The organism is Myroides sp. C4067 (assembly GCF_038039665.1).
GTDB classification, from domain to species: domain Bacteria; phylum Bacteroidota; class Bacteroidia; order Flavobacteriales; family Flavobacteriaceae; genus Flavobacterium; species Flavobacterium odoratimimum.
The window spans coordinates 183,376-203,509 of the sequence record NZ_JBBPHJ010000004.1 but is presented as its reverse complement, the minus strand read 5'-3'; the positions used below and the strand labels follow the sequence as shown (position 1 = coordinate 203,509).

At 34.1% G+C, this 20,134-nt stretch carries 15 protein-coding genes; 2 read left to right on the top strand and 13 right to left on the bottom strand.

Annotated elements, in window-relative coordinates; all coding sequences use genetic code 11:
* Nucleotides 1-154 precede the first annotated feature (154 nt).
* Both fsa and AABL87_RS04370 read right to left on the bottom strand, forming a co-directional pair.
* Nucleotides 155-811, bottom strand: coding sequence for a fructose-6-phosphate aldolase (fsa, locus tag AABL87_RS04375; RefSeq protein ID WP_006261176.1), 657 nt, complete (start codon nt 809-811; stop codon nt 155-157).
* Between the two features lie 147 nt (nt 812-958).
* Nucleotides 959-1,768 carry an SDR family oxidoreductase gene (locus tag AABL87_RS04370; protein WP_016649436.1) on the bottom strand — a complete coding sequence of 270 codons (810 nt, stop codon included), beginning with the start codon at nt 1,766-1,768 and terminating at the stop codon, nt 959-961.
* Nucleotides 1,769-2,108: 340 nt separating this feature from the next.
* Here AABL87_RS04370 and AABL87_RS04365 point away from each other — a divergent pair, with 340 nt between their 5' ends.
* A complete protein-coding gene (locus AABL87_RS04365; RefSeq protein ID WP_059050723.1) occupies nt 2,109-3,125 on the top strand; it encodes a M28 family metallopeptidase in 1,017 nt (338 codons plus the stop codon).
* Nucleotides 3,126-3,537: 412 nt separating this feature from the next.
* Here AABL87_RS04365 and AABL87_RS04360 read toward each other — a convergent pair whose 3' ends face one another.
* The 6 genes from AABL87_RS04360 to AABL87_RS04335 form a co-directional block, all read right to left on the bottom strand.
* A complete protein-coding gene (locus AABL87_RS04360; RefSeq protein WP_341276996.1) occupies nt 3,538-3,789 on the bottom strand; it encodes a hypothetical protein in 252 nt (83 codons plus the stop codon).
* Nucleotides 3,790-4,313: 524 nt separating this feature from the next.
* On the bottom strand, nt 4,314-4,706 hold the full coding sequence (locus AABL87_RS04355) for a hypothetical protein (RefSeq protein ID WP_341276995.1): 393 nt from the start codon (nt 4,704-4,706) through the stop codon (nt 4,314-4,316).
* Nucleotides 4,707-4,829: 123 nt separating this feature from the next.
* A complete protein-coding gene (locus tag AABL87_RS04350) occupies nt 4,830-5,267 on the bottom strand; it encodes a DUF2750 domain-containing protein (protein ID WP_341276994.1) in 438 nt (145 codons plus the stop codon).
* 109 nt (nt 5,268-5,376) lie between these two features.
* Nucleotides 5,377-6,105, bottom strand: a complete 729-nt coding sequence (locus AABL87_RS04345; protein ID WP_341276993.1) for a toxin-antitoxin system YwqK family antitoxin — start codon at nt 6,103-6,105, stop codon at nt 5,377-5,379.
* A 164-nt stretch (nt 6,106-6,269) separates the two neighbouring features.
* On the bottom strand, nt 6,270-7,511 hold the full coding sequence (gene rocD / locus AABL87_RS04340) for an ornithine--oxo-acid transaminase (protein WP_006258906.1): 1,242 nt from the start codon (nt 7,509-7,511) through the stop codon (nt 6,270-6,272).
* 107 nt (nt 7,512-7,618) lie between these two features.
* A complete protein-coding gene (locus tag AABL87_RS04335; protein WP_006258907.1) occupies nt 7,619-9,217 on the bottom strand; it encodes an ABC-F family ATP-binding cassette domain-containing protein in 1,599 nt (532 codons plus the stop codon).
* A 719-nt stretch (nt 9,218-9,936) separates the two neighbouring features.
* Between AABL87_RS04335 and AABL87_RS04330 the strand changes: the two genes are divergently transcribed.
* Nucleotides 9,937-10,701 carry a class I SAM-dependent methyltransferase gene (locus tag AABL87_RS04330; RefSeq protein WP_039329490.1) on the top strand — a complete coding sequence of 255 codons (765 nt, stop codon included), beginning with the start codon at nt 9,937-9,939 and terminating at the stop codon, nt 10,699-10,701.
* A gap of 89 nt (nt 10,702-10,790) precedes the next feature.
* Here AABL87_RS04330 and AABL87_RS04325 read toward each other — a convergent pair whose 3' ends face one another.
* From AABL87_RS04325 to AABL87_RS04305, 5 genes are all read right to left on the bottom strand, one after another.
* Nucleotides 10,791-11,399, bottom strand: a complete 609-nt coding sequence (locus AABL87_RS04325) for a GDYXXLXY domain-containing protein (protein WP_039329488.1) — start codon at nt 11,397-11,399, stop codon at nt 10,791-10,793.
* Nucleotides 11,389-12,459 carry a DUF4401 domain-containing protein gene (locus AABL87_RS04320; RefSeq protein ID WP_006258910.1) on the bottom strand — a complete coding sequence of 357 codons (1,071 nt, stop codon included), beginning with the start codon at nt 12,457-12,459 and terminating at the stop codon, nt 11,389-11,391. Before AABL87_RS04320 ends, AABL87_RS04325 begins: the two co-directional genes overlap by 11 nt.
* The gene (locus AABL87_RS04315) at nt 12,449-13,429 is read right to left on the bottom strand and encodes a DUF2157 domain-containing protein (protein ID WP_341276992.1); all 981 of its coding nucleotides are present in this window, start codon (nt 13,427-13,429) and stop codon (nt 12,449-12,451) included. The genes AABL87_RS04320 and AABL87_RS04315 overlap by 11 nt, the downstream gene beginning before the upstream one ends.
* Before the next feature lie 195 nt (nt 13,430-13,624).
* Entirely contained in the window at nt 13,625-14,083 is a 459-nt protein-coding gene (gene bcp, locus AABL87_RS04310; protein WP_006261164.1) for a thioredoxin-dependent thiol peroxidase, read from the bottom strand.
* Between the two features lie 88 nt (nt 14,084-14,171).
* A complete protein-coding gene (locus tag AABL87_RS04305; RefSeq protein WP_341276991.1) occupies nt 14,172-19,892 on the bottom strand; it encodes a DUF3320 domain-containing protein in 5,721 nt (1,906 codons plus the stop codon).
* Nucleotides 19,893-20,134 lie beyond the last annotated feature (242 nt).

Below are 20,134 nucleotides of genomic sequence, written 5' to 3'. Positions count from 1 at the left end.
ATTAGTGGGGATGTTTTTCAATTCCTATAGCATAACTATTGTTTTATATTTACTAGAATAGAAGAAGACTTACTTGATTGAATCAAAAAAGGCTACCGTAGGGTAACCTTTTTCTTTGTTTGTAGTTTGTAATATGTGTATAAGAATTTTCTTCTTATTTATTTCCTTTAGCGTAGTCAGCTAAGAACTGAGCTAATCCATTATCAGTTAATGGGTGTTTTAAAAGACCTGTGATAGCACTTAAAGGTCCTGTCATTACATCCGCACCTAACTTAGCACAGTTTACGATGTGCATAGTATGGCGTACAGACGCAGCTAAGATTTGTGTTTCAAATCCGTAGTTATCATAGATAAGACGGATATCTTCGATTAATATTAGACCATCAGTAGAGATATCATCTAATCTTCCAATGAATGGAGATACATAAGTAGCACCTGCTTTAGCCGCTAATAAAGCTTGCCCTGCAGAGAATACTAATGTTACATTAGTTTTGATTCCTTTAGAAGAAAAGTATTTACATGCTTTTACTCCTTCTTTAGTCATTGGTAATTTTACTACGATCTGAGGATTAAGTGCAGCTAGTTGCTCACCTTCTTTAATCATCCCTTCGTAATCTACAGAAATAACCTCTGCACTTACATCACCTTCTACTATCTCACAGATAGCTTTGTAGTGATTTAAAATGTTTTCAGCTCCTGTGATTCCTTCTTTAGCCATTAAAGAAGGGTTAGTGGTAACACCATCTAATACCCCCAGTGCCTCAGCTTCTCTAATTTGATCCAAATTAGCTGTGTCAATAAAAAACTTCATAATCTATATTATTATATTATGTTATGTTGTAACCCAAAAGTACGATATATATTCATCACTAGAGCGATTCTTAGAGAGTTTTTATAACAATACTTACACCTCTAATCCCTATTCACTGAGTCCCAAATAGTAATGATTTTCCCTTTATTAGCCTTTAATCTTGTAGTGATTCATCAGCATCTTCTCATACACCTTCCCTGGTAGTATTTTTTTGAGGATTAATGAGAACTTCTGCAAAGGCTCCCCTACTTTATACCTCACTTTTGGCTTAGGTGTATTGATCACTTTATGAATAGCTTTAGCCATCTCTATTGGATCTCCACCACTGTCTACATGCTCATCCATCATGTCTAATGACATTTGGTAAACTTCTTTATAAGCCGAATGGTCTAATACAGGAGCATGATAGCGACCTGCAGCAATATTAGTTGCAAAATCACCAGGTGCTACATTAGTCACTTCTACATTAAAGGGCTTTAACTCCATTCGCATAGCTTCTGTAATTAACTCAAGAGCACCTTTAGAAGAAGAATAGATCCCTCTAAATGGCAATCCCATATATCCTGCTATCGAAGTAACATTAATAATTAAACCTTCTTTTCTAGCACGCATATGAGGTAATACAGCTTTCATAACTTCAATAGGCCCAAATACATTCGTTTGGAAGTTATTTAAGATTTGATCAGCAGGGATTTCTTCAATTGGTCCTGTGATTCCTACACCAGCATTATTGATTAATACATCTATTTTTCCTTCTATCGCAATGACTTCTTCTATAGCAGATTGAATACTAGCCGTATCGCGTACATCTAAGCGTACTAAAGGAATTGTTGAATCTACTACTCTCTCAGGATTTCTACTTGTTCCATATACTTTACACCCATGTTGTGTCAAATATTCTCCTACACTCCTACCTATACCAGAAGATCCTCCTGTAATAAAAACGATTTTACTCATTGTATTTCTTGATTTAGAACAAAGATAAAAATATTCAATGAAGAATACTTACTGTCGCTTTGTTGTTTTCTTTTTCTATTCCCCCAGAACCACCACACCTCCTGTTCCCCGTTCCCCGTTTCCTGTTCCCCGTTTCCTGTTCCCCGTTTCCTGTTCCCCGTTCCCCGTTCCCTGTTCCCCGTTCCCTGTTCCCCGTTCCCTGTTCCCCGTTCCCTGTTTCCTGTTCCCTGTTCCCCGTTCCCTATTCCCTATTCCCTGTTCCCTGTAAACTGTAAACTGTCAACCAAGCAAAACATACTAATTCTTCTTATCTTTACCCCAAACACATTAAGACTCACTCATGAATAAAATTATATTAGCTGCTAGCCTATTAGCACTTAGTATGTCAATGACTAGCTGTAAAACAACTAGTTCTATTTCTAACAACCATACAGTTTCTTCTACTTATTGGCAAGAAATATCTGCTGACTCTATGGCTGTAAACCTAAAAGTATTAGCCTCAGAAGAATTTGAAGGAAGAAGAACAGGAGAACCTGGACAAAAAAAAGCGACTGAATATATTACCAACTTCTATAAAAAGAGAAATATAGCGTATCCTAAACAAGCAGATGGCTACCTACAGCCTGTTCCTAGTGCTTTTATGAGAAATAGCATGATGAGATTAAAGGATAGCGAGAATATTATGGCTTTTATAGAAGGAAGTGAAAAACCTGAAGAAGTACTAGTCATCTCAGCTCACTTTGACCATATGGGAATATTGCTTGACAAAATCTACTATGGTGCTGATGACAATGGCTCTGGCACAGTAGCTGTAATGGAGTTAGCTCGTGTATTTAAAGACCTTGAAAGCAAAGGAATAAAACCTAAAAGATCCATTCTATTCTTACATGTAACAGGAGAAGAATTTGGACTATTTGGATCTGAGTACTATGTTCAAAACCCTATTATACCATTAGAAAATATCGTAGCGAATATTAATATTGATATGATCGGGCGTACAAGTGATAAATATAAGAAAGATGGGGACTATATTTATGTAGTAGGCGCTGATAGGTTGAGTAAAGAATTACATCAAATGTCTGAACAATCAAATGCAAACTCAGTCAATATCGATCTTGATTATACTTATAACGATGTCAATCATCCTGAACAAATTTACTATCGTTCTGACCATTACAGTTTCGCAAAGCACAATATCCCTGCTATGTTCTACTTTAATGGAACACATGCTGACTATCATCAACCTACAGATACCTATGACAAAATAGAGTTTGAATTAATGAAAAAACGTACACAATTAGCTTTTGCTACAGCGTGGACTATTCTAAATGCAGAGCACAAACCTCGTTTAGACTAAATATAACGCTAAATCTCTTTTAGATATGAAAATGATTTGGATCAAAACTATAGATATAAGTTTATTTCTATTGTGCACCCTTAATCTGATTCTATGGATCATGCGTGGCTTATACGTTATCAGGACGAATACTTCTGAGACCTTCCAATGGATCTATGAAGAAGCATATACCCCGATGCTATATGCCTTATTTATCCTACCAGTCTTAGTAGTAGCAACCATGATTAATAGAAAGTTCTCAATACAATCCTTTACCTTCCTATCCTTAAAATGTTTAGTGATTAACTTCTTTTTGATCTATGTGTTAAGGTAAAAATGTCTGCTCCTTAGCAAATTTCACCAGATAACAGAAATCTCCTATCTCTAGAAGTATAAATGAAAAAGCCCACTCGATGAGTGGGCTTTCTAATATCTATTTTATCACTCCTCTATTAAGTAATAATTCTATCATCTTCTCTGTATCTTCCTTGCTAAACTTCTCTGCTTTTGACTTAAAACCACTTTGTTTAATCTTCCAATCTTTCATTGCTTGATACACAAAATCAACGTTAGTTGTTTTTAAGTCTGCGTAAATCTTCAATACAGTATTAAACAACTCTATTTTATCGGTCTCTTTATTAATAAAAGGCAAACTATAAATCTGTAACAAGTTATTTATAGCCATAACGAAGTTTTTATTCTCTTTCTTAGAGACAACATCTAATATCTCCTTTTCTTTCTGATAAAGCTTTTTTATTCATACTAAATTTGGTAAGTAACTGTAAATATACCACCTCCCCCTTGACCATACAAGAGGAAAACCATAAAGGCTACGAATAATTAAGTAAAACAGAAAAAACCACACAAAACGAATTGCAATTCGCCCACAGCGTGAATGCCCACCCCAATATCAGGTAATTTACAGACACAACGTATTACCAATTGTGCGTCGTAGGGGCGAATTGCAATTCGCCCACACAACGAATACCTGCACCACAAATACCCACATCGTGAATTGTTTGTCCCAAACATTATATGGCATATTGTTTACCCAATTATAAACGGGCGAATTGCAATTCGCCCACACAAAACGAATTGCAATTCATCCCTACCTTTATTCTTTTTATTGTGGCTATTTTATAACCTCTGACGATAGCCCCGATCGTTTGAGACGGAGATTTAAACCCTTTATTATCACCTGCCTTTGTTTTATTCTTCGCAATCTCGATTATCGCATGCATATGAATTAGGCATAATGATAAACTCATGCAAAATCACATTATCTCTCACATTTGCTGTATTCAGCCATTCATCCCTTGCAATCTCACCTATCTCATTCAATGTTACCACCCCGTCTTGGATAGATCCGAAGATATTCTCCCTATCCTGTACACATAGCGTGATAAAGTATAATCCCTCAGATGCATAATCATACCCTTTTAAGCGTATAGATCCCCTTTGTTGATAGTTATTCATCTTATAGTTATTCATGGCCACATAGTTGTTACCTAAATCACCTAATACATTGATTTTAAATATACCACTTTTCTTACTACCCTCAAAAACAAGAAAAAGCCCATCTTCACAGACGGGCTTTTTCATTAAGCACTTCGAATACCTCAAAGTCAAGAAACTTCATCGAACTAAGAATAAGAGTCTGACCTCTGTATTGAATAAAATAAAATGTCTGCCGATATCGGCAGACATTTTATTTTATCCTAATCTTTAAGATAAGTATTCATTATACATTTTGGCATATTCAACAAATCCTTCTAGTTTCTCTTGGTTAACCAATTCATCTAAGATATCTAGGGCTAACCGAATAGGATCTTTCTCAATACAAAATAGGTTACTATCGCATTCTATTCCTGCATAATTAGAGTCTCTTTTCATACCTATCGCCCAATTCTTTAAGAATAAATCTAATGGTATTTCGACTATTTCATGATTAGCCCATCCTTCTTGTCTACATGCATTTGCATAAGCATTCGCTGACCAAAAGCATAATAATAAAGCCTCTTCCCCCTCTTCGTCTTCAAAATCATTAGAATATAAGAAAGCAAAAACACGAGGTTCTTTTAAGGCATAGATTATTTCGGTCTCACAGATTCTCTTTATAAATCTCTTATACTTTGCTTCTAATGTAGCAGTGTCTTTTAACATGTTTTATTTTTTATAATATCTTAACTCTAAAAAGTCATGAACTCTTCTTCTAGTATAGAATAAATATTAAATAATTTCAAATAAAGAAGCTTTAAGATACCTCTCTTGATTAATACCTCTTTATTTCTCCGTCTATTACTCCATTTTTATAATTTACCTCTCCTTTTAATCTTCCATCCTCATAATATCCTTTCATCGCTCCGTCTAAGACACCATCCTTATAGCTTGTTTCGCCTTGTAATTGTCCGTTTTTATAATACTCCTTACTCACTCCATCCAATTCTCCATTCTTATAACTCGCCTCTACTTTTACTTGACCATGCTCATAGTATCCTTTGATAATACCGTGTTCTACCCCATTCTTATACGTCATTTCTATCTCTAGTTGCCCATCTTCATAATACTTCTTAGTCATTCCCTCCAGCTTCCCATGCTTATACGTCATTTCAATTGCAGCTTGTCCATCCTCAAAATAGCTTCTCTTACTTCCCTCTAGCTTTCCATCCTTATACGTTTTCTCTAGCTCTAGCTTTCCACTTTTATAATATTCCTTAAAACTGCCATCCAATACTCCATTCTTATAGTTTGCCTCAGCTTTTACTTGTCCATCCTCATAATAGCGTTTAGTTATTCCATCTAACTTTCCTTGCGTATAGTTTTCTTCTAAATCTACTTCTCCATTGGCATAATAGCTCTTTGCACTTCCTGTAAATACCTCTTTTGAATTCACTTCATACATCAAGCCATTACGCTCTTGAAGATCATTGATATGAACTTCTTTTTTAGCACAGTTTATGAATAAAACTGAAATAAATAAAATACACAAAACTCTTTTCATACTTACTTTCTTAAAAATCACATCGGAGAATCTATTGTTCTCAACAACAAAAATAGCCTTATTCTTATAAATAAATCACAAATTGTCTCAATCTATTTACAACCTTCCTAAACTAAAAAAAGCCCACGAATTAACGTGAGCTTTTATATTTATAAAGAGATATACTATTTCTCGAATTCTTTTAATGTTTTAGTAATAATACTTACACAGTCTAATAACTGCTCTTCGTTCATTACTAATGGCGGAGCGAAACGGATGATGTTACCATGCGTTGGTTTTGCTAATAATCCGTTGTCTCTTAATTTAAGACAGATGTTCCAAGCTGTATCACTTTCTTCAGTATCGTTGATGATAATAGCGTTTAATAAACCTTTACCACGTACTAAAGTACAGATATTACTAGTAGCAATATACTTGTTAAGCTCCGCTCTGAATAATTGTCCAAGTTTCTCAGCGTTATCCGCTAATTTCTCGTCTAATACTACATCTAGAGCAGCCATAGCTACAGCAGCAGCAGTAGGGTTACCTCCAAAAGTAGAACCGTGTTGTCCAGGTTTGATTACATTCATAATCTCATCATTTGCTAACACAGCAGAGATAGGATATGCTCCTCCTGATAATGCTTTACCTAATACGATGATATCAGCTTTGATATTTTCGTGGTCGATAGCTAACATTTTACCTGTACGAGCGATACCTGTTTGTACTTCATCTGCAATGAATAAAGCATTGTGCTCCTCACATAACGCTTTAGCAGCAGTTAAATAACCTGCGTCTGGTACATAAACTCCAGCCTCACCTTGAATAGGCTCAACTAAGAAACCTGCAATAGTTCCTTTGTTAGCTTCTAAAGCTGCTTTTAAAGCTTCTACATCATTATAAGCTACACGGATAAATCCGTCTGTATAAGGTCCGTAGTTTTTACGAGCATCAGGATCGTTAGAGAAAGAAATAATCGTAGTCGTTCTTCCGTGGAAGTTGTTCTCACATACGATGATTTTCGCTTGATTCTCAGCAATACCTTTTACTTCATAAGCCCATTTTCTACAGATTTTTAAAGCAGTCTCTACAGCTTCTGCCCCAGAGTTCATCGGAAGAACTTTATCAAAACCAAAAAGCTTAGTGATTTTCTCTTCGTATAATCCTAATTTATCATTGTAGAATGCTCTAGAAGTCAATGCTAGTGTACCCGCTTGATCAGCGATCGCTTTAACGATAGCTGGGTGGCAGTGTCCTTGGTTTACAGCAGAATATGCTGATAAAAAATCATAATATTTCTTACCTTCTACGTCCCATACATATACTCCTTCTCCTTTAGATAATACTACTGGTAGTGGGTGGTAATTATGTGCTCCGTATTTATTTTCTAGCTCAATAGCATGAGCTGAAGTCATTTTGTTCGACATTATAATTGTTTTTGTATTGTTTTTGTTCTCGCAATTTAAATCTTTTTTAGTGAAATCTAAAATTAATATTTGTTAGAATTAAGTCAAAAACAAGCTTTACTTTTGACTTAATTTAAATTTATCACGTCTACTATTCCCAATTCCTTAATAAAACTCTCATCATGGCTAACAACTACTAAGGTTCCATTAAACTCACTTAAAGCTTTAGTTAAACTCTCAATACTAATAATATCTAAGTTATTCGTAGGTTCATCTAATAGTAACACATCTATCTCTGAAGCTAAAATAGTCAGATAACACAACACGAGCTTCAGTTTCTCTCCTCCACTAAATGTACTTATCTTATTTGTCCATAAGCCTACCCCTATTCCGTACTGAAATAATAGATTGCGAAGATCCGCCAGAGAGTGTTTCCCTTTATTAGCCAGTTCTAACTGATCTATAGGCGTTAAACTATGATCTAGTAAAGAGTAAAATTGATCCAAATAGACCACCTTAGCATCTGCACGGTATAATTCTCCTGTAGTAGGTAGATAAATTCCTTGTAACAATTTAAACAGCGTAGACTTACCAGAACCATTCTTTCCTTTGAGCAAGATTCTATCTCCGCTCATGATTTTAAAGTCAAGATTCGTCTTAAATATTGGAGCAAATGCAGGAGAATAACGATAGTTCATTTCTTTAGCTTCCCATAACAACTTCCCTTTATGCAAAGTAGATTGGGGAAAACGAATAGCAAACAGTTTATCTCGTTCTAATTGGGTTCTTAATTCTAATAATTCAGATTGTATTCCCTCTTTCTTTTGTTGGTGAACATCCTGTAGCTTAGCTACGCTGTTCTCTGTTTTATTGCGCATCGCATTAATAACAATCTTTGGAAGACCTGCTTTTTTCTCTGCTTTTTTGTTCTGAGCCTTATCTTTACTTATTTGCTCTGTACGTTTAATATCCGCTTTTTTAGCATCTTTCATTTCTTTAGACAGATGATCTACTTTACTCTGGATACCTTGTAGACGCAGTTCTTTTTGTTCTTTGTATAGGCTGTAATTCCCTCCATACTTAAACACTCCATTAGGTGTTAGCTCAAAAGTAATAGGCATTAACTCAAGTAATACCCTATCATGGCTGACAATAACGATAGTACCTTTAAACTCTTGTATATACTTATAGAATAATTCCTTGGTTTCTAAGTCTAAGTGATTAGTAGGTTCGTCTAATAACAGTGTGTCTGCCTGACTTAGCATCATCTTCGCAAATAGAACCTTCGTCTGCTGTCCTCCACTCAGACAATCCATCGTAGTATCTGGTGATATCGTCTCTAATCCCCAATACGCTAATACCTTAGCGATCTGTTCTTCTATGTCCCATTGATCATTAAGTACTTCGTAGTCCTGTTCTTCTACAGAACCCGCTAGTATAGCACGGAGTGCCCTAACCTTATCAACTACCCCTACTGCTTCATAAATAGTGTGAGATTCAACTAATTGTTTATTTTGTGGCAAGTAGAATACTGTCCCATTAATATGAATAGCAGGTTCCGCTAACTCTAATTCTCTAGCGATTAGTTTAAGTAATGTTGTTTTGCCAGTACCATTTTGACCGATGATACTAACCTTCTCTCCTGCATTAATAGATAAACTAATATTTGTAAATAAAGGTGTCTTATCTGCGTGATAATAAGATAAATTTGATATAACTATGCTCATAGTCTTTTAAAATTTAACCCAGAATAAGTAATAGACCAATAAACGAAAAGTAAGTATACAAAATAGGTCTGAATTAGCGATACAATCATACTGTAGTATGGTTTTAGAACTAATGAAAGAGCTATGAAGTAGAACTGCTTTATAGTATTTGGCTGAGGCTGATTCTTGGTTTACTGCTGTGAATAATCCATACGTGGCCCGTACACCACTCCTCACGGTCAAAAAATATGTATTTACACGATACTAAGTATTATGACAACACAAGACTGTTGTCAATTTATAAAGATGATAACCACTCGTCGGACTGAAGTTTGTCCTTTTATCTATTGGTTATATATAACCAATCTTTACTTAGTTGTGTACATTTAGACTATTATTCGTTAATACTGATGCAAATGTATATCTACTTTTAGTTTTAAACAATTATTTGAACGATATTTTTATTAAAAAAGGCTGTTTGACTAAAAAGGTCTTATACCTAATTGTATAATAATGTTGTTTTAGAATGATGTAAGTACCTGTACGTAGCTTGCACTTTCTAGGGGATTCCTTGCAGTTTTCTAGCACTTTGCTTGCCTAGAAGGTGGTTTTCTCGAAGAAAGGTGCAAGAACCCCTCAAGCAATCCTCTAGCAGGTCAGAACAAAACTGTCTTTTCTTTAATCAAAATCAGATTAAAAGTTTTTTTTATTCTATGTTTACAGTCCTATAATCAAAAAATATGAGTAATAAAGAATTAACAAATAGATATGGATCACTAGCTTCATGGGTGTATCATATCGATAAACCTATTGGAAGATCCTTTGGAGATGTAGAATACTATAGTGAAAGATTAAAAAACACAGAAGGAGTAATCCTAGAACCTGCATCTGGAAATGGAAGAATACTAATCCCTCTATTAGAAAAAGGATTAAAAATAGAAGGGTTTGACGCTTCTGCAGCAATGCTTTCTTACTGTGAGCAAGAATGTAAACAAAGAGGTCTCAATGGTATCTTTAGACAAGAAATGTTTAATACCTTCACCTCTACTACCTCTTATGAAGCAATTATAATCCCTGCAGGGTCATTTCAGCTTATAACGGATACTGATGAAGCTATTGAGGTATTAAGACGCTTTAAATCAGCTCTAAAAGAAGGTGGCCGATTAATAATAGACTTATCTCCTTTATCTGCATTAGCAGAAGCTCCTATGCTAGCTAGACAGTGGAATGTAGAAAATGGAATGCTTACACTAACAGAATCTAGAGTAGAAACATCTTATCTTAAGCAGACTACTATATCTCAATTGAGGTATGAGCATTGGGATAATGAGAAAGGATTAGTTAACTCTGAAATAGATTTGTTCTCCCTTCGCTTTTGGGGAGTAAAAGAATTTAAACTAGCCTTAAGAGCTGTTGGTTTTACTGAGATTACCATCAGTAGTAATTACAATTATTTAGAAGAAATTTCAGAAGAAACACATACGCTAACTTTCGAAGCGAAATAGGTAAAACAAACAGGGAGGTTATCATCAGGATAAACTCCCTGTTTGTTTATACTAAATGCCGTAGGCAAATAATTCTTAATTTTAAATTCCTAATTCCCAATTAATTTGCGGTCTTTATCGTACATCCCTACCAAAACGCTATTCCCGTCTTCATCTACGCGTAGTCCACCATATTTAGCTTGTTCATACTTCTCTGCATCCCCCTCTTGAAAGAAGAAACTCTCTGCCCCAATATTAAATCTCCAGCCTTCATAGTTAAAGTATTTGATGTAAACTTGATTAGCTTTCTTCTCTCCCAATTCATTGACCATCTTCACCAGACTCCCTACATTATCCTTATCTAAAGACAGTAAGACATATCCACGCTTATTCAATTTGCTCTTTTCTACAGCCTCCTCAATATCGTTCACAGCTCTAGCTGATAGTTCTTCTTCTGTAGTTGTAAGAATCTCATTCTCACTAACAGGTGTTATTGAATCTAGAATACTTTGATCAAAAGTACTTGTTCTAGTTGATATCGCATAGTTAAGACTCATATAATCTCCTTGCATTAAGGATCTAGGATCTACAGGAGCTAATTCTAGCAATACGAATTGCCCCTCTTTTATTGTCTTTTCCTTTTGTAATACTGCTTTTACAAAGAAGATACCAATAAGTACAAATACAACTAGGATAATTATGTTCTTCTTATTTTTCATTTGTCTGTCCCTCACCTTTTTGAATTAAATAATAGATACCTAAGAATAACACTCCTATGCCCATCATAGATAGAGATTTCTCTAATAAAGAGATGCCTAAGTCATAATAAAACATGCCCATTGCCCAAATTAGAGTTGCAATACTTAAAGCAAAACCTACTTTATATTGCCTTTTAAAGCTCCAAAGCATCAATAAAAATGCAATACCAAATGCTGGATAATTAAATGCTACTAGTACATTAAAGATAAGGACTAAGCCATAAGCCATCACTTTAATGCTGACTTGAGTTACTTTCATTTTATTTAGTACTAAATAAACCGTTGCTACTACTAGGGCTAATATGGTAATAACTAAAAAAAGGTGAACTCCTCTATATTCACTAAAATAATAATAACCATACTTCATAGTAGAAGCAATAATCCCCATTACAAGTGTATAGCAAAAAGAAGCAGTAAAAACAGCTAAATATCTATCTCTTATCAGTTTATTTATTGTTCTTAATCCTTGTTCTTGCCAAAATAAATAAACAGTGAACAATAGTACAATAGCTAAATAAATATGATAGAAAGTTTCTATTTCTAATTGAAATAATATTACGTGAATAGAGACTAATACACATAAGCTACTCAAAAATGCTATAATCTGATTATTATAAAGTAGCAATGTGATTCCGCCAGTAATTAACATAATCAGACCTGCTAAATCTGTAGCTTCTGCTAGTCCAAAGACTAAAAAAGCATATCCTATAATAAATAAAGAAACAGCAATACTATCTGTTACAGCGCTGTCTTTACTTCTATTCAATGCAAATGAGCCTACTAAAAACAGTAATCCCATAATACTTAAAAAGGTATTATTAGAAAACAAATCACTCGATATCAAAGCAATAAACCCCATAAATAGTCCTAAACCTATAAGACTTCCTATTACTGATATTACTCTAATTATAATTGACTTAAGCGCTAATTTGCTTTGTGCCACTTGTAGGGCATCTTGCTCTACTTCTACTCCTTTTTGGATTAAAGAAGTAACTATATCTTTAAATTGATTACTGTTCATTGCTCCACACTTTTTTCTGGTTTATAATCAACTTCACAATTCCAAAAGTTCCTCCTATACAGTATAATGCATATAATAATAACGAAGCCTCATTGATATCAGCAATCTTGATAATTAAAGCAAATACAATAGCAAATACAGAAAGTAAAAAATAACTATACAACAATAAATCCTTAGCTTTTCTACTCCATAAGAAACTTCCAATAAACCAAGCGATAGAAGCTATTACTAGCATATATAACCCTCTTAAATCAGCTTTAATATAGCGGTCTGTACTTACAAAAATAAAAGTAATAATACCACTAGTTGCAACTGAAAAACAGGCTAAAGAAAGTAGTCCCGTATAATATCTATCCAATTTATAATTCGTTTTTTTGGCTAAATATATAGGTGTTAAATATAATACTACATTCAATAGTAAAAGAAATAATCCACTATAGAACAATAGTTCATCACTCGTTACTTGTAAGAAATAAAGAATCAAAGTTGTGTTAGCTAGTACAGCATAAAATAACCACTGAGGAGAGAATCTGCTCAATACTGTCCATAGTGTAATAGCTAATACCCACATAAAGAAGAGATCGTAAGCATTAGCTCCTGTCTGATACACTTGACCATATACAGCGAATAACACCCCCACTAATATACTCGCACTTAACAAACTAACTTGTCTTACCACAGTATTCAATTTAGGGTACACGGCTCCTATAACACTGATAGTTAAAAGAATGAATACAAGTAAAAACTTGATGTTTTTATGTAGATCTGCCCAATTGTATGCAAAGAAAAATACTATACCTGACAGTAAAAACCCTGCTCCTAAGGCTAGTGTCAAATACTTGACAAACTTCTGCCAATCTGTGATATTAGCATAACTCTTCTGCTCTAACAATTCTCCTAACTGAGAATCTGAGAGTGAGCTATGCTCTTTTAGAAGATATAAATCTCCCTTATCAATCTTTTCTTTCATGCTTCTTTTTTATTTTCTCAAACGTAATACAATTTATTGAAAGTTGTATTACTTCACCTTAGAATACACCCTAGATTGCTCATAGATTAGCTGAAAAAAGGGAGATACTATCACATGGTATTCTAAGTCGAAAACGAAAAAAAGACAGTATCTAACCGATTAGATACTGTCTTTTTTATAATTTCTTTTAAAAACTTATACTGTCTCTAGAATCTGAGCAGCGTGATCTTTAGTTTTCACTTTACTAATCACATCAGATATAACTCCCTCTTCATTAATCACAAACGTCATTCTATGAATACCGTCATACGTGCGTCCCATAAATTTCTTAGGTCCCCATACACCGAAAGCATTTAATACTTCTTTCTCTTCATCAGCTAATAAAGGAAAAGGCAAGTTATTCTTCTCAATAAATTTCTGTTGTTTAGCAGCTGAGTCAGCACTAACACCTAGTAATTCGAATCCCTTTGCTTTTAACTCTGCGTAATTGTCACGCAAGTTACAAGCTTCCCAAGTACATCCTGGTGTACTTGCTTTTGGGTAGAAGAATACTACTAATTTCTTTCCTTTATAATCACTTAACTGATGTACTTTTCCTGATTGGTCTAATGCTTTAAACGCTGGAGCTTTTTGCCCTACTTCTAATGTCTTCATCTTCTTCCTAATTTAATTGATTACGTAAAAATAGGAGAATTTATAAGAACTATCAAGGCATATCCTATAAACTATCTTTATCGTGTGATTATTCTTTTAATATTATTTTGCCAAATTGATTAATAATCTTGTCCTCTACCATCATCTTCTGAATCACATGTTGAATCACTTGATCCATCTGACTTCCTAATTTAGTAAAATCAAAAACTCTTCCGATAGCTTTAGTTAAATCTTCATGTGGCACACTAAAGTTAGTTTCTAGTAACTCTATTATCGCTACCTCTATCTCCTCAGGACAGATGTCTTCTATATTTCTCTTTTCTATAGTATTTTCTCTATAATGAGTCAACCCTCTTTTATAAAGATCTTCATTCCAATAAAACTCTTGATAAGAGAGCACACTAGTACAATTAGGAATCTCGTTAATCAATTCGACTAAATATGCCTGCAACTTCGTACCAGTACGAGAAATATTCCATATAGTCATCATTTTTTTAAACAAGTAGTTCTGACTAATAGGTCCTTCCGTCTGAATAATTTGATACAATTGATTCTGTACTAGATTTCTATTGTTTTGAAGGTATATTGTCTCAGAGTTACCATCCGCTATAGCATTAAAGTTAGCAGATTCATAAGGCCTTTGTCTAGATACAGCCGCCTTATCAGTCACTTCGATTAAATGTTTGCTAATAAAATCACTTGATCCTGTCTCCATCTCCACTTCTTCAGCCTTCTGATAGGTCTCATCTATCTTAGCTTGTAAATCTTGTAGAATTAACTCCTTATTCTTAAACCAATCAATCGTCCATATGCGGTATATATTCCATCCAAGTCCTTTTAATACACCAGGAATTAATAATTCTCTATCATTGGTTGTTTTTGCGTTGTAGTAATTTAATCCATCTACTAGGATTCCCATTACATACTCATTCGGATTATTCTTATCAACGACACCTATATCTAATCGATAACTAGAAGTACCAATATTCGTTTTAACATCAAATCCATTCTCTTTAAGATAAGTAGCAATGGATTGAATCAATTTATCACTTTGTTTAACAGATTCACTCTCAGCAATATTTACATATCCTTTTTCTGCAAAGTCTAAGAAATTCTTCAATCCCTTCACTCCTTCTGCATTAGTACGTCTAAGATCTATCTGATCCCCTCTAAGCGAAGAGAATATCTTCATCTCATACCTCGCTCTAGTCACAGCTACATTAAGACGTCTCCATCCTCCATCTCTATTTAAAGGTCCGAAATTCATTGATACCTTACCTTCTTCATCAGGGCCATACCCTATAGAAAACAATATAATATCACGCTCATCTCCTTGTACATTCTCTAAGTTTTTGATAAAAAGCGATTCTGAAGCTCCTAGCATTTTCTCCTCTACAGCAGGGTTCTTGATCAGCATATCTGACAACATATCTTCTATCAAAGTCTGTTGAGTTTGACTAAAAGTCACTACACCTAGAGACTTAGGTTTTATTTGACTATAGTGCTGTTTTATATATTCTACGATAGCTATAGCTTCTTTTTTATTTGTACGAGACTTTCCTTTCTCATACATACCGCCTTCTATAAATTCAAAAGTTACTTTCTTATCCAAGTCATCCTTAGACGGGAAAGTCAATAACTTATTGTCATAGAAATTAGCATTACTAAATGATATCAAACTCTCGTGCTTACTTCTATAGTGTCTTAACAAATACTTAGACGGCAATGACAGAGCCAAACAATCATCTAGAATACTTTCTAAATCTTCTAATTCTAAATTATCTTCATCTACCTTATTAGAAGCAAAGAAACTAGTCGGAGGCATCTGCTTAGGATCTCCTACGATAATAGCCTGCTTAGCTCTAGCTAAGGCACTAATAGCCTCGGCTGTAGGTAACTGAGAAGCCTCATCAAAAATAACCAAGTCGAAATGCTCTGTACTAACATCAAAGTACTGTGCTACCGAAATAGGACTCATCAGCATACACGGCTTTAAGCGAGAAAGTAAATTAGGCATCTGATCGAATAGTTTTCTCAAACTCAACCCTCGTCCTCTACTGCGAATAGCACGTTTTAGCATTCCTAATTCGGAACTCTGAATAGAGTCAAAGAATGATCTCGGAATACGACTACTTAATTTTAATACTAATTGACTCTTATTTAATTCGGTATACTCATTGTGAATATCGTGATACTGTTTGATTAGAGTCTCATATATCTTAGCGTCAAAACCACTAAGTGCAAAAGAGTTACTTACTGTTTTAATAAATAAATTGATGTGCAATATTCGCTCTAGCTCTACTTCTAGATTGTCCTTTTCTATTCTACCTTGTTCTAATAAGTCAATAAACCAATCTAGTTCAAGCTTAGTTCCCTCTTCTCTATAGACATTATAGTTAATCCAATCACTTAACTTATCAAGATTCGCTAAGATACCGTCAACTTCATCACTTAAAGGTGCTGTCGAAGAGAATGCCTGAACATCGTGGTATTTTACCATAAATGTCTTTAAGAATGTCGTAATCTCGGAGATTCCTCTTCTTACATTTTGGTTTCTATAAAAATCTAATAACCATTTATCTATTCCATAATAACCATGCTGTTGAGCCAGTTTAGAAAGTCCACTTAGGTTCTCTATTTCTGTATAAATAGCTTCAAAGTCTAATCTATCATTAGTATAGTAGATTTTAGATAGTCTATTAATATCCCTATAATTAGAGTCCTCACAGCTTAGTTTTAACCTCTTGAAGTCATCTAATTGATTAAACAGAAGATTAACATCATGCTCCGATTTAATTTTTGCTTTAGAATATCCATTCAAGAAAGACTTTACTCTTCTCTTTTTAAGCCATTTAGGCAAGAACCAAAGGTGCTTAGATTTATTCCACTCTTGTTCTTGAAGTGATAAATCTACTTCAAGTATTTTCTTATTAAATTGTTGAGTAATTAAATCCTCTATGCGTATACACTTCTGATGTAACTCCATCCACTTGTGTAACAGAGAGAATTGATTAGCATCAAAGTATAAGTCAATTAATTCATAAGATAAATTGCTCTTAGCTAATAATTCAAACATCGTCTGTAAACTATTAGCATCAATTCTTTTATCAGACAAAAGTTTAAAGTTAAACTCTGCACTGATTTGCTCATATTCACGAGCTGTATATTTATAATCAGACAGTACAGTCTTAACTGTACTCTGGATATCGTATTTATGTTCTTTTATCGTTAAAGAACGCAAAGGATGTGACAAAGGGCTCTCTATGCGCTGACATATAGAGGCAAATTGTACTATCCAATCCTTCCAACTTGTATAAGTAGACTGTGTAATCTCATTTAAATCAATATCTACAAGTAAATCGCTATTAACAGCCACATGGTTAAGCTCTAAATAGGCTATGGTATCATATAAACTCCATCCAATACTAAAACGTTGATGTAGCTGAGTTATATACTTTCTCAACTCTGCTTTGCGTTGATCTATCCTATTGGAAGCTTCCTTGAAGTCATAGTTACCCTTATATTTTGGCACTTCTAATGTAGCTTCGAACTGCGCTAATACATCAGATTTACGTGTTTTATTAGAATGCAATTCCAAACAGAATGGTCCTAGTCCTATCTTTTCTAATCGATGGTGTACTACATCTAGTGCAGCTTTTTTAGCAGCTACAAATAAGACCTTTTTACCATTTGCTAATGCATCTGCAATGATATTAGTGATCGTCTGAGACTTACCAGTACCTGGAGGCCCGTGTAAAACAAAACTTTTATTAGCATGTGCATTTCTAACTGCTTCTAATTGAGAATTATCAGTAGAGATAGGTAATGTCAATTCTGATGATGTCAATTGTTCTAACTCATCATCATTACTATCGAGTACTTCTATTGATTCTGACAAGCTACCATTCAATAAACTATTAACAATAGAGCTCTTTTGAATCTCATCTGCATACTTAGAAATATCTTGCCATAAAATCAATTTATTAAACGAAAAAGTCCCTAAGATAATCTGATCTAATACATCCCAACCTTTTAAATCTATTATCGTCTTTCTAACTAAAGCAAGAACTTTAGGTACATCAACACCTAAATCATCCATCGGCAAATCTTCTAGGGCAGTCATATCAAGTTTAAACTCTTGACGTAAATACTCTAACAACGTGATATTAATCATCGTCTCCTCGTCTCTCCCTCTTAGTACAAACTTAGAGTTAATAGACCTCCTATTAAGCTCCACAGGCACTAATAATATAGGGGCATATCTTACTGTTTTCTCAGATTTGGGTTCATACCACTTAAGCAATCCTATCCCTAGATATAGGGTACTCTTACCATTTTCTTCTTCAGCTAATTTAGAATTTCGATATAGATTAACTAAGATATTATCTAAGTCATGTTCATTGTAGTAACTATATAGTCTATTATTCTTAAACTCTGAATTTACTACTTCGAATAGCTCTTCTGATGAATGTAATGGTGGATAATATAGATTGTACTTATTTAATATCTCTTGCTGGCTACTTCCTTGTATAGTATACGCTTTACCTTCCGCTAAAGAATCTTCTAAATCACTTACATTTACATCGATTAACTGTAGAACACTCTTAGTAAATCGAGTGTTTAAAAGATTGTTTCTAAGGGATAAATCTAATAGCTTCCTCTCCCAAATACGTTGTTTAGATAAAACAGTTCCTTCTCCTAGTTCTAAATCACTAAAAGCATTAGACTGAGCAAATCGCTTATCTATACTATCTTTTTTTCTACTAATTTCAAAATCGTGGTTCTCAATAAACTCTCCACTACTCTTTCTATATACTGGTAAAGGTAATACATTATTGATGCGAGAAGTCTTAACGTCAATAGACAAGATAAAATCAGAAGCTTGTAACAGCTGAGTTTCTGCAGATGCCATTGCTTCTTTAAGTGTAAAAGTAGCCCCCTTACAGACCATGGTAGATTCTATAACGATAAGTTCGCTGATACTCGTTGCTGCACGTTTAGTAATCGCTGTCTGGTCATAATTAACCATAGAATCAAATCTATCATCTACTAACCAAACACCGACAAATATATGCCCTCTTGTCAGAATAAGAATAGGATTTAAATCTATTGCTTCTAAACATGCTGCAAAGAGCAATGTTATATCCATACAGTTACCAAACTTGGTCTCTATCACTTGATCTAATAATCGAATACGCTGGCCTGTTCGCTCATAACTTGGTGGCAAAGCACTATATACTAAATCCATACTTTGTATAGATCGATAAATAGCAGATACCATCTGTAATACGCGTTCACGACTACCTGACTGATATCCTTCGAAGGAAGGAACTAGTTTATTCTTCTCTAATATTCTAACAGCATTAGACTTAATAGGGTAAATAGCATCATGATTAGGTAAGATATACGACGCTAGTAATTGTGGAAAAAGCTCCACTCCTCCAAAGTAATCTATAGGTAACACCTCTATTTGGAAGAAAGTCTCTGCTAATACTTCGTCATCTAACTTTAAAGCTATCTGAACCGTATCAATATCTTTCTCTACTACATTACGTATAAAATGTAGATTATATTTAAAATCAAACTTCGTTATAGTATAGGCAGTATTAGTCTCTAAGCGTTCAATAGGCACAACATTATCCTCAAAAAAACCTAGTTGCGATGAGATGTGAACTTTAACCCCTTCATAACTTTCTTCTAGATTATCTATTAGGATACGTTGTATAAAGTGATATTTCTGAATACAAAAAGTATAATTGAAGTAACTATACTTCTGTACTGATAATTTTATTGATGTATTTTGTTCCATAGTGTCACAATTATGTCTTCCAAAATAGAGCATTCCTACTCTACTTTTTCACAACAACTGTCAATTTCGTAATTCTTAAGAATTTTCTAAAGTAATATATTTTTACATACTAATTAACAAAATAAATAAAATATACTTTAATCACGAAAAATACAATAAACACCATCCTCAAATAGCGGTAATACTATACATAATACCATAAAACTCTTTATATATACCAACAAAAAGACGACTTAGCTAAG

What these genes read in the sequence shown, in the direction of transcription:
- fsa (WP_006261176.1), bottom strand. Translation starts at nt 811, where the DNA reads ATGAAGTTTTTTATTGACACAGCTAATTTGGATCAAATTAGAGAAGCT.
- AABL87_RS04370 (WP_016649436.1), bottom strand. Translation starts at nt 1,768, where the DNA reads ATGAGTAAAATCGTTTTTATTACAGGAGGATCTTCTGGTATAGGTAGG.
- AABL87_RS04365 (WP_059050723.1), top strand. Translation starts at nt 2,109, where the DNA reads ATGAATAAAATTATATTAGCTGCTAGCCTATTAGCACTTAGTATGTCA.
- AABL87_RS04360 (WP_341276996.1), bottom strand. Translation starts at nt 3,789, where the DNA reads ATGGCTATAAATAACTTGTTACAGATTTATAGTTTGCCTTTTATTAAT.
- AABL87_RS04355 (WP_341276995.1), bottom strand. Translation starts at nt 4,706, where the DNA reads ATGAAAAAGCCCGTCTGTGAAGATGGGCTTTTTCTTGTTTTTGAGGGT.
- AABL87_RS04350 (WP_341276994.1), bottom strand. Translation starts at nt 5,267, where the DNA reads ATGTTAAAAGACACTGCTACATTAGAAGCAAAGTATAAGAGATTTATA.
- AABL87_RS04345 (WP_341276993.1), bottom strand. Translation starts at nt 6,105, where the DNA reads ATGAAAAGAGTTTTGTGTATTTTATTTATTTCAGTTTTATTCATAAAC.
- rocD (WP_006258906.1), bottom strand. Translation starts at nt 7,511, where the DNA reads ATGTCGAACAAAATGACTTCAGCTCATGCTATTGAGCTAGAAAATAAA.
- AABL87_RS04335 (WP_006258907.1), bottom strand. Translation starts at nt 9,217, where the DNA reads ATGAGCATAGTTATATCAAATTTATCTTATTATCACGCAGATAAGACA.
- AABL87_RS04330 (WP_039329490.1), top strand. Translation starts at nt 9,937, where the DNA reads ATGAGTAATAAAGAATTAACAAATAGATATGGATCACTAGCTTCATGG.
- AABL87_RS04325 (WP_039329488.1), bottom strand. Translation starts at nt 11,399, where the DNA reads ATGAAAAATAAGAAGAACATAATTATCCTAGTTGTATTTGTACTTATT.
- AABL87_RS04320 (WP_006258910.1), bottom strand. Translation starts at nt 12,459, where the DNA reads ATGAACAGTAATCAATTTAAAGATATAGTTACTTCTTTAATCCAAAAA.
- AABL87_RS04315 (WP_341276992.1), bottom strand. Translation starts at nt 13,429, where the DNA reads ATGAAAGAAAAGATTGATAAGGGAGATTTATATCTTCTAAAAGAGCAT.
- bcp (WP_006261164.1), bottom strand. Translation starts at nt 14,083, where the DNA reads ATGAAGACATTAGAAGTAGGGCAAAAAGCTCCAGCGTTTAAAGCATTA.
- AABL87_RS04305 (WP_341276991.1), bottom strand. Translation starts at nt 19,892, where the DNA reads ATGGAACAAAATACATCAATAAAATTATCAGTACAGAAGTATAGTTAC.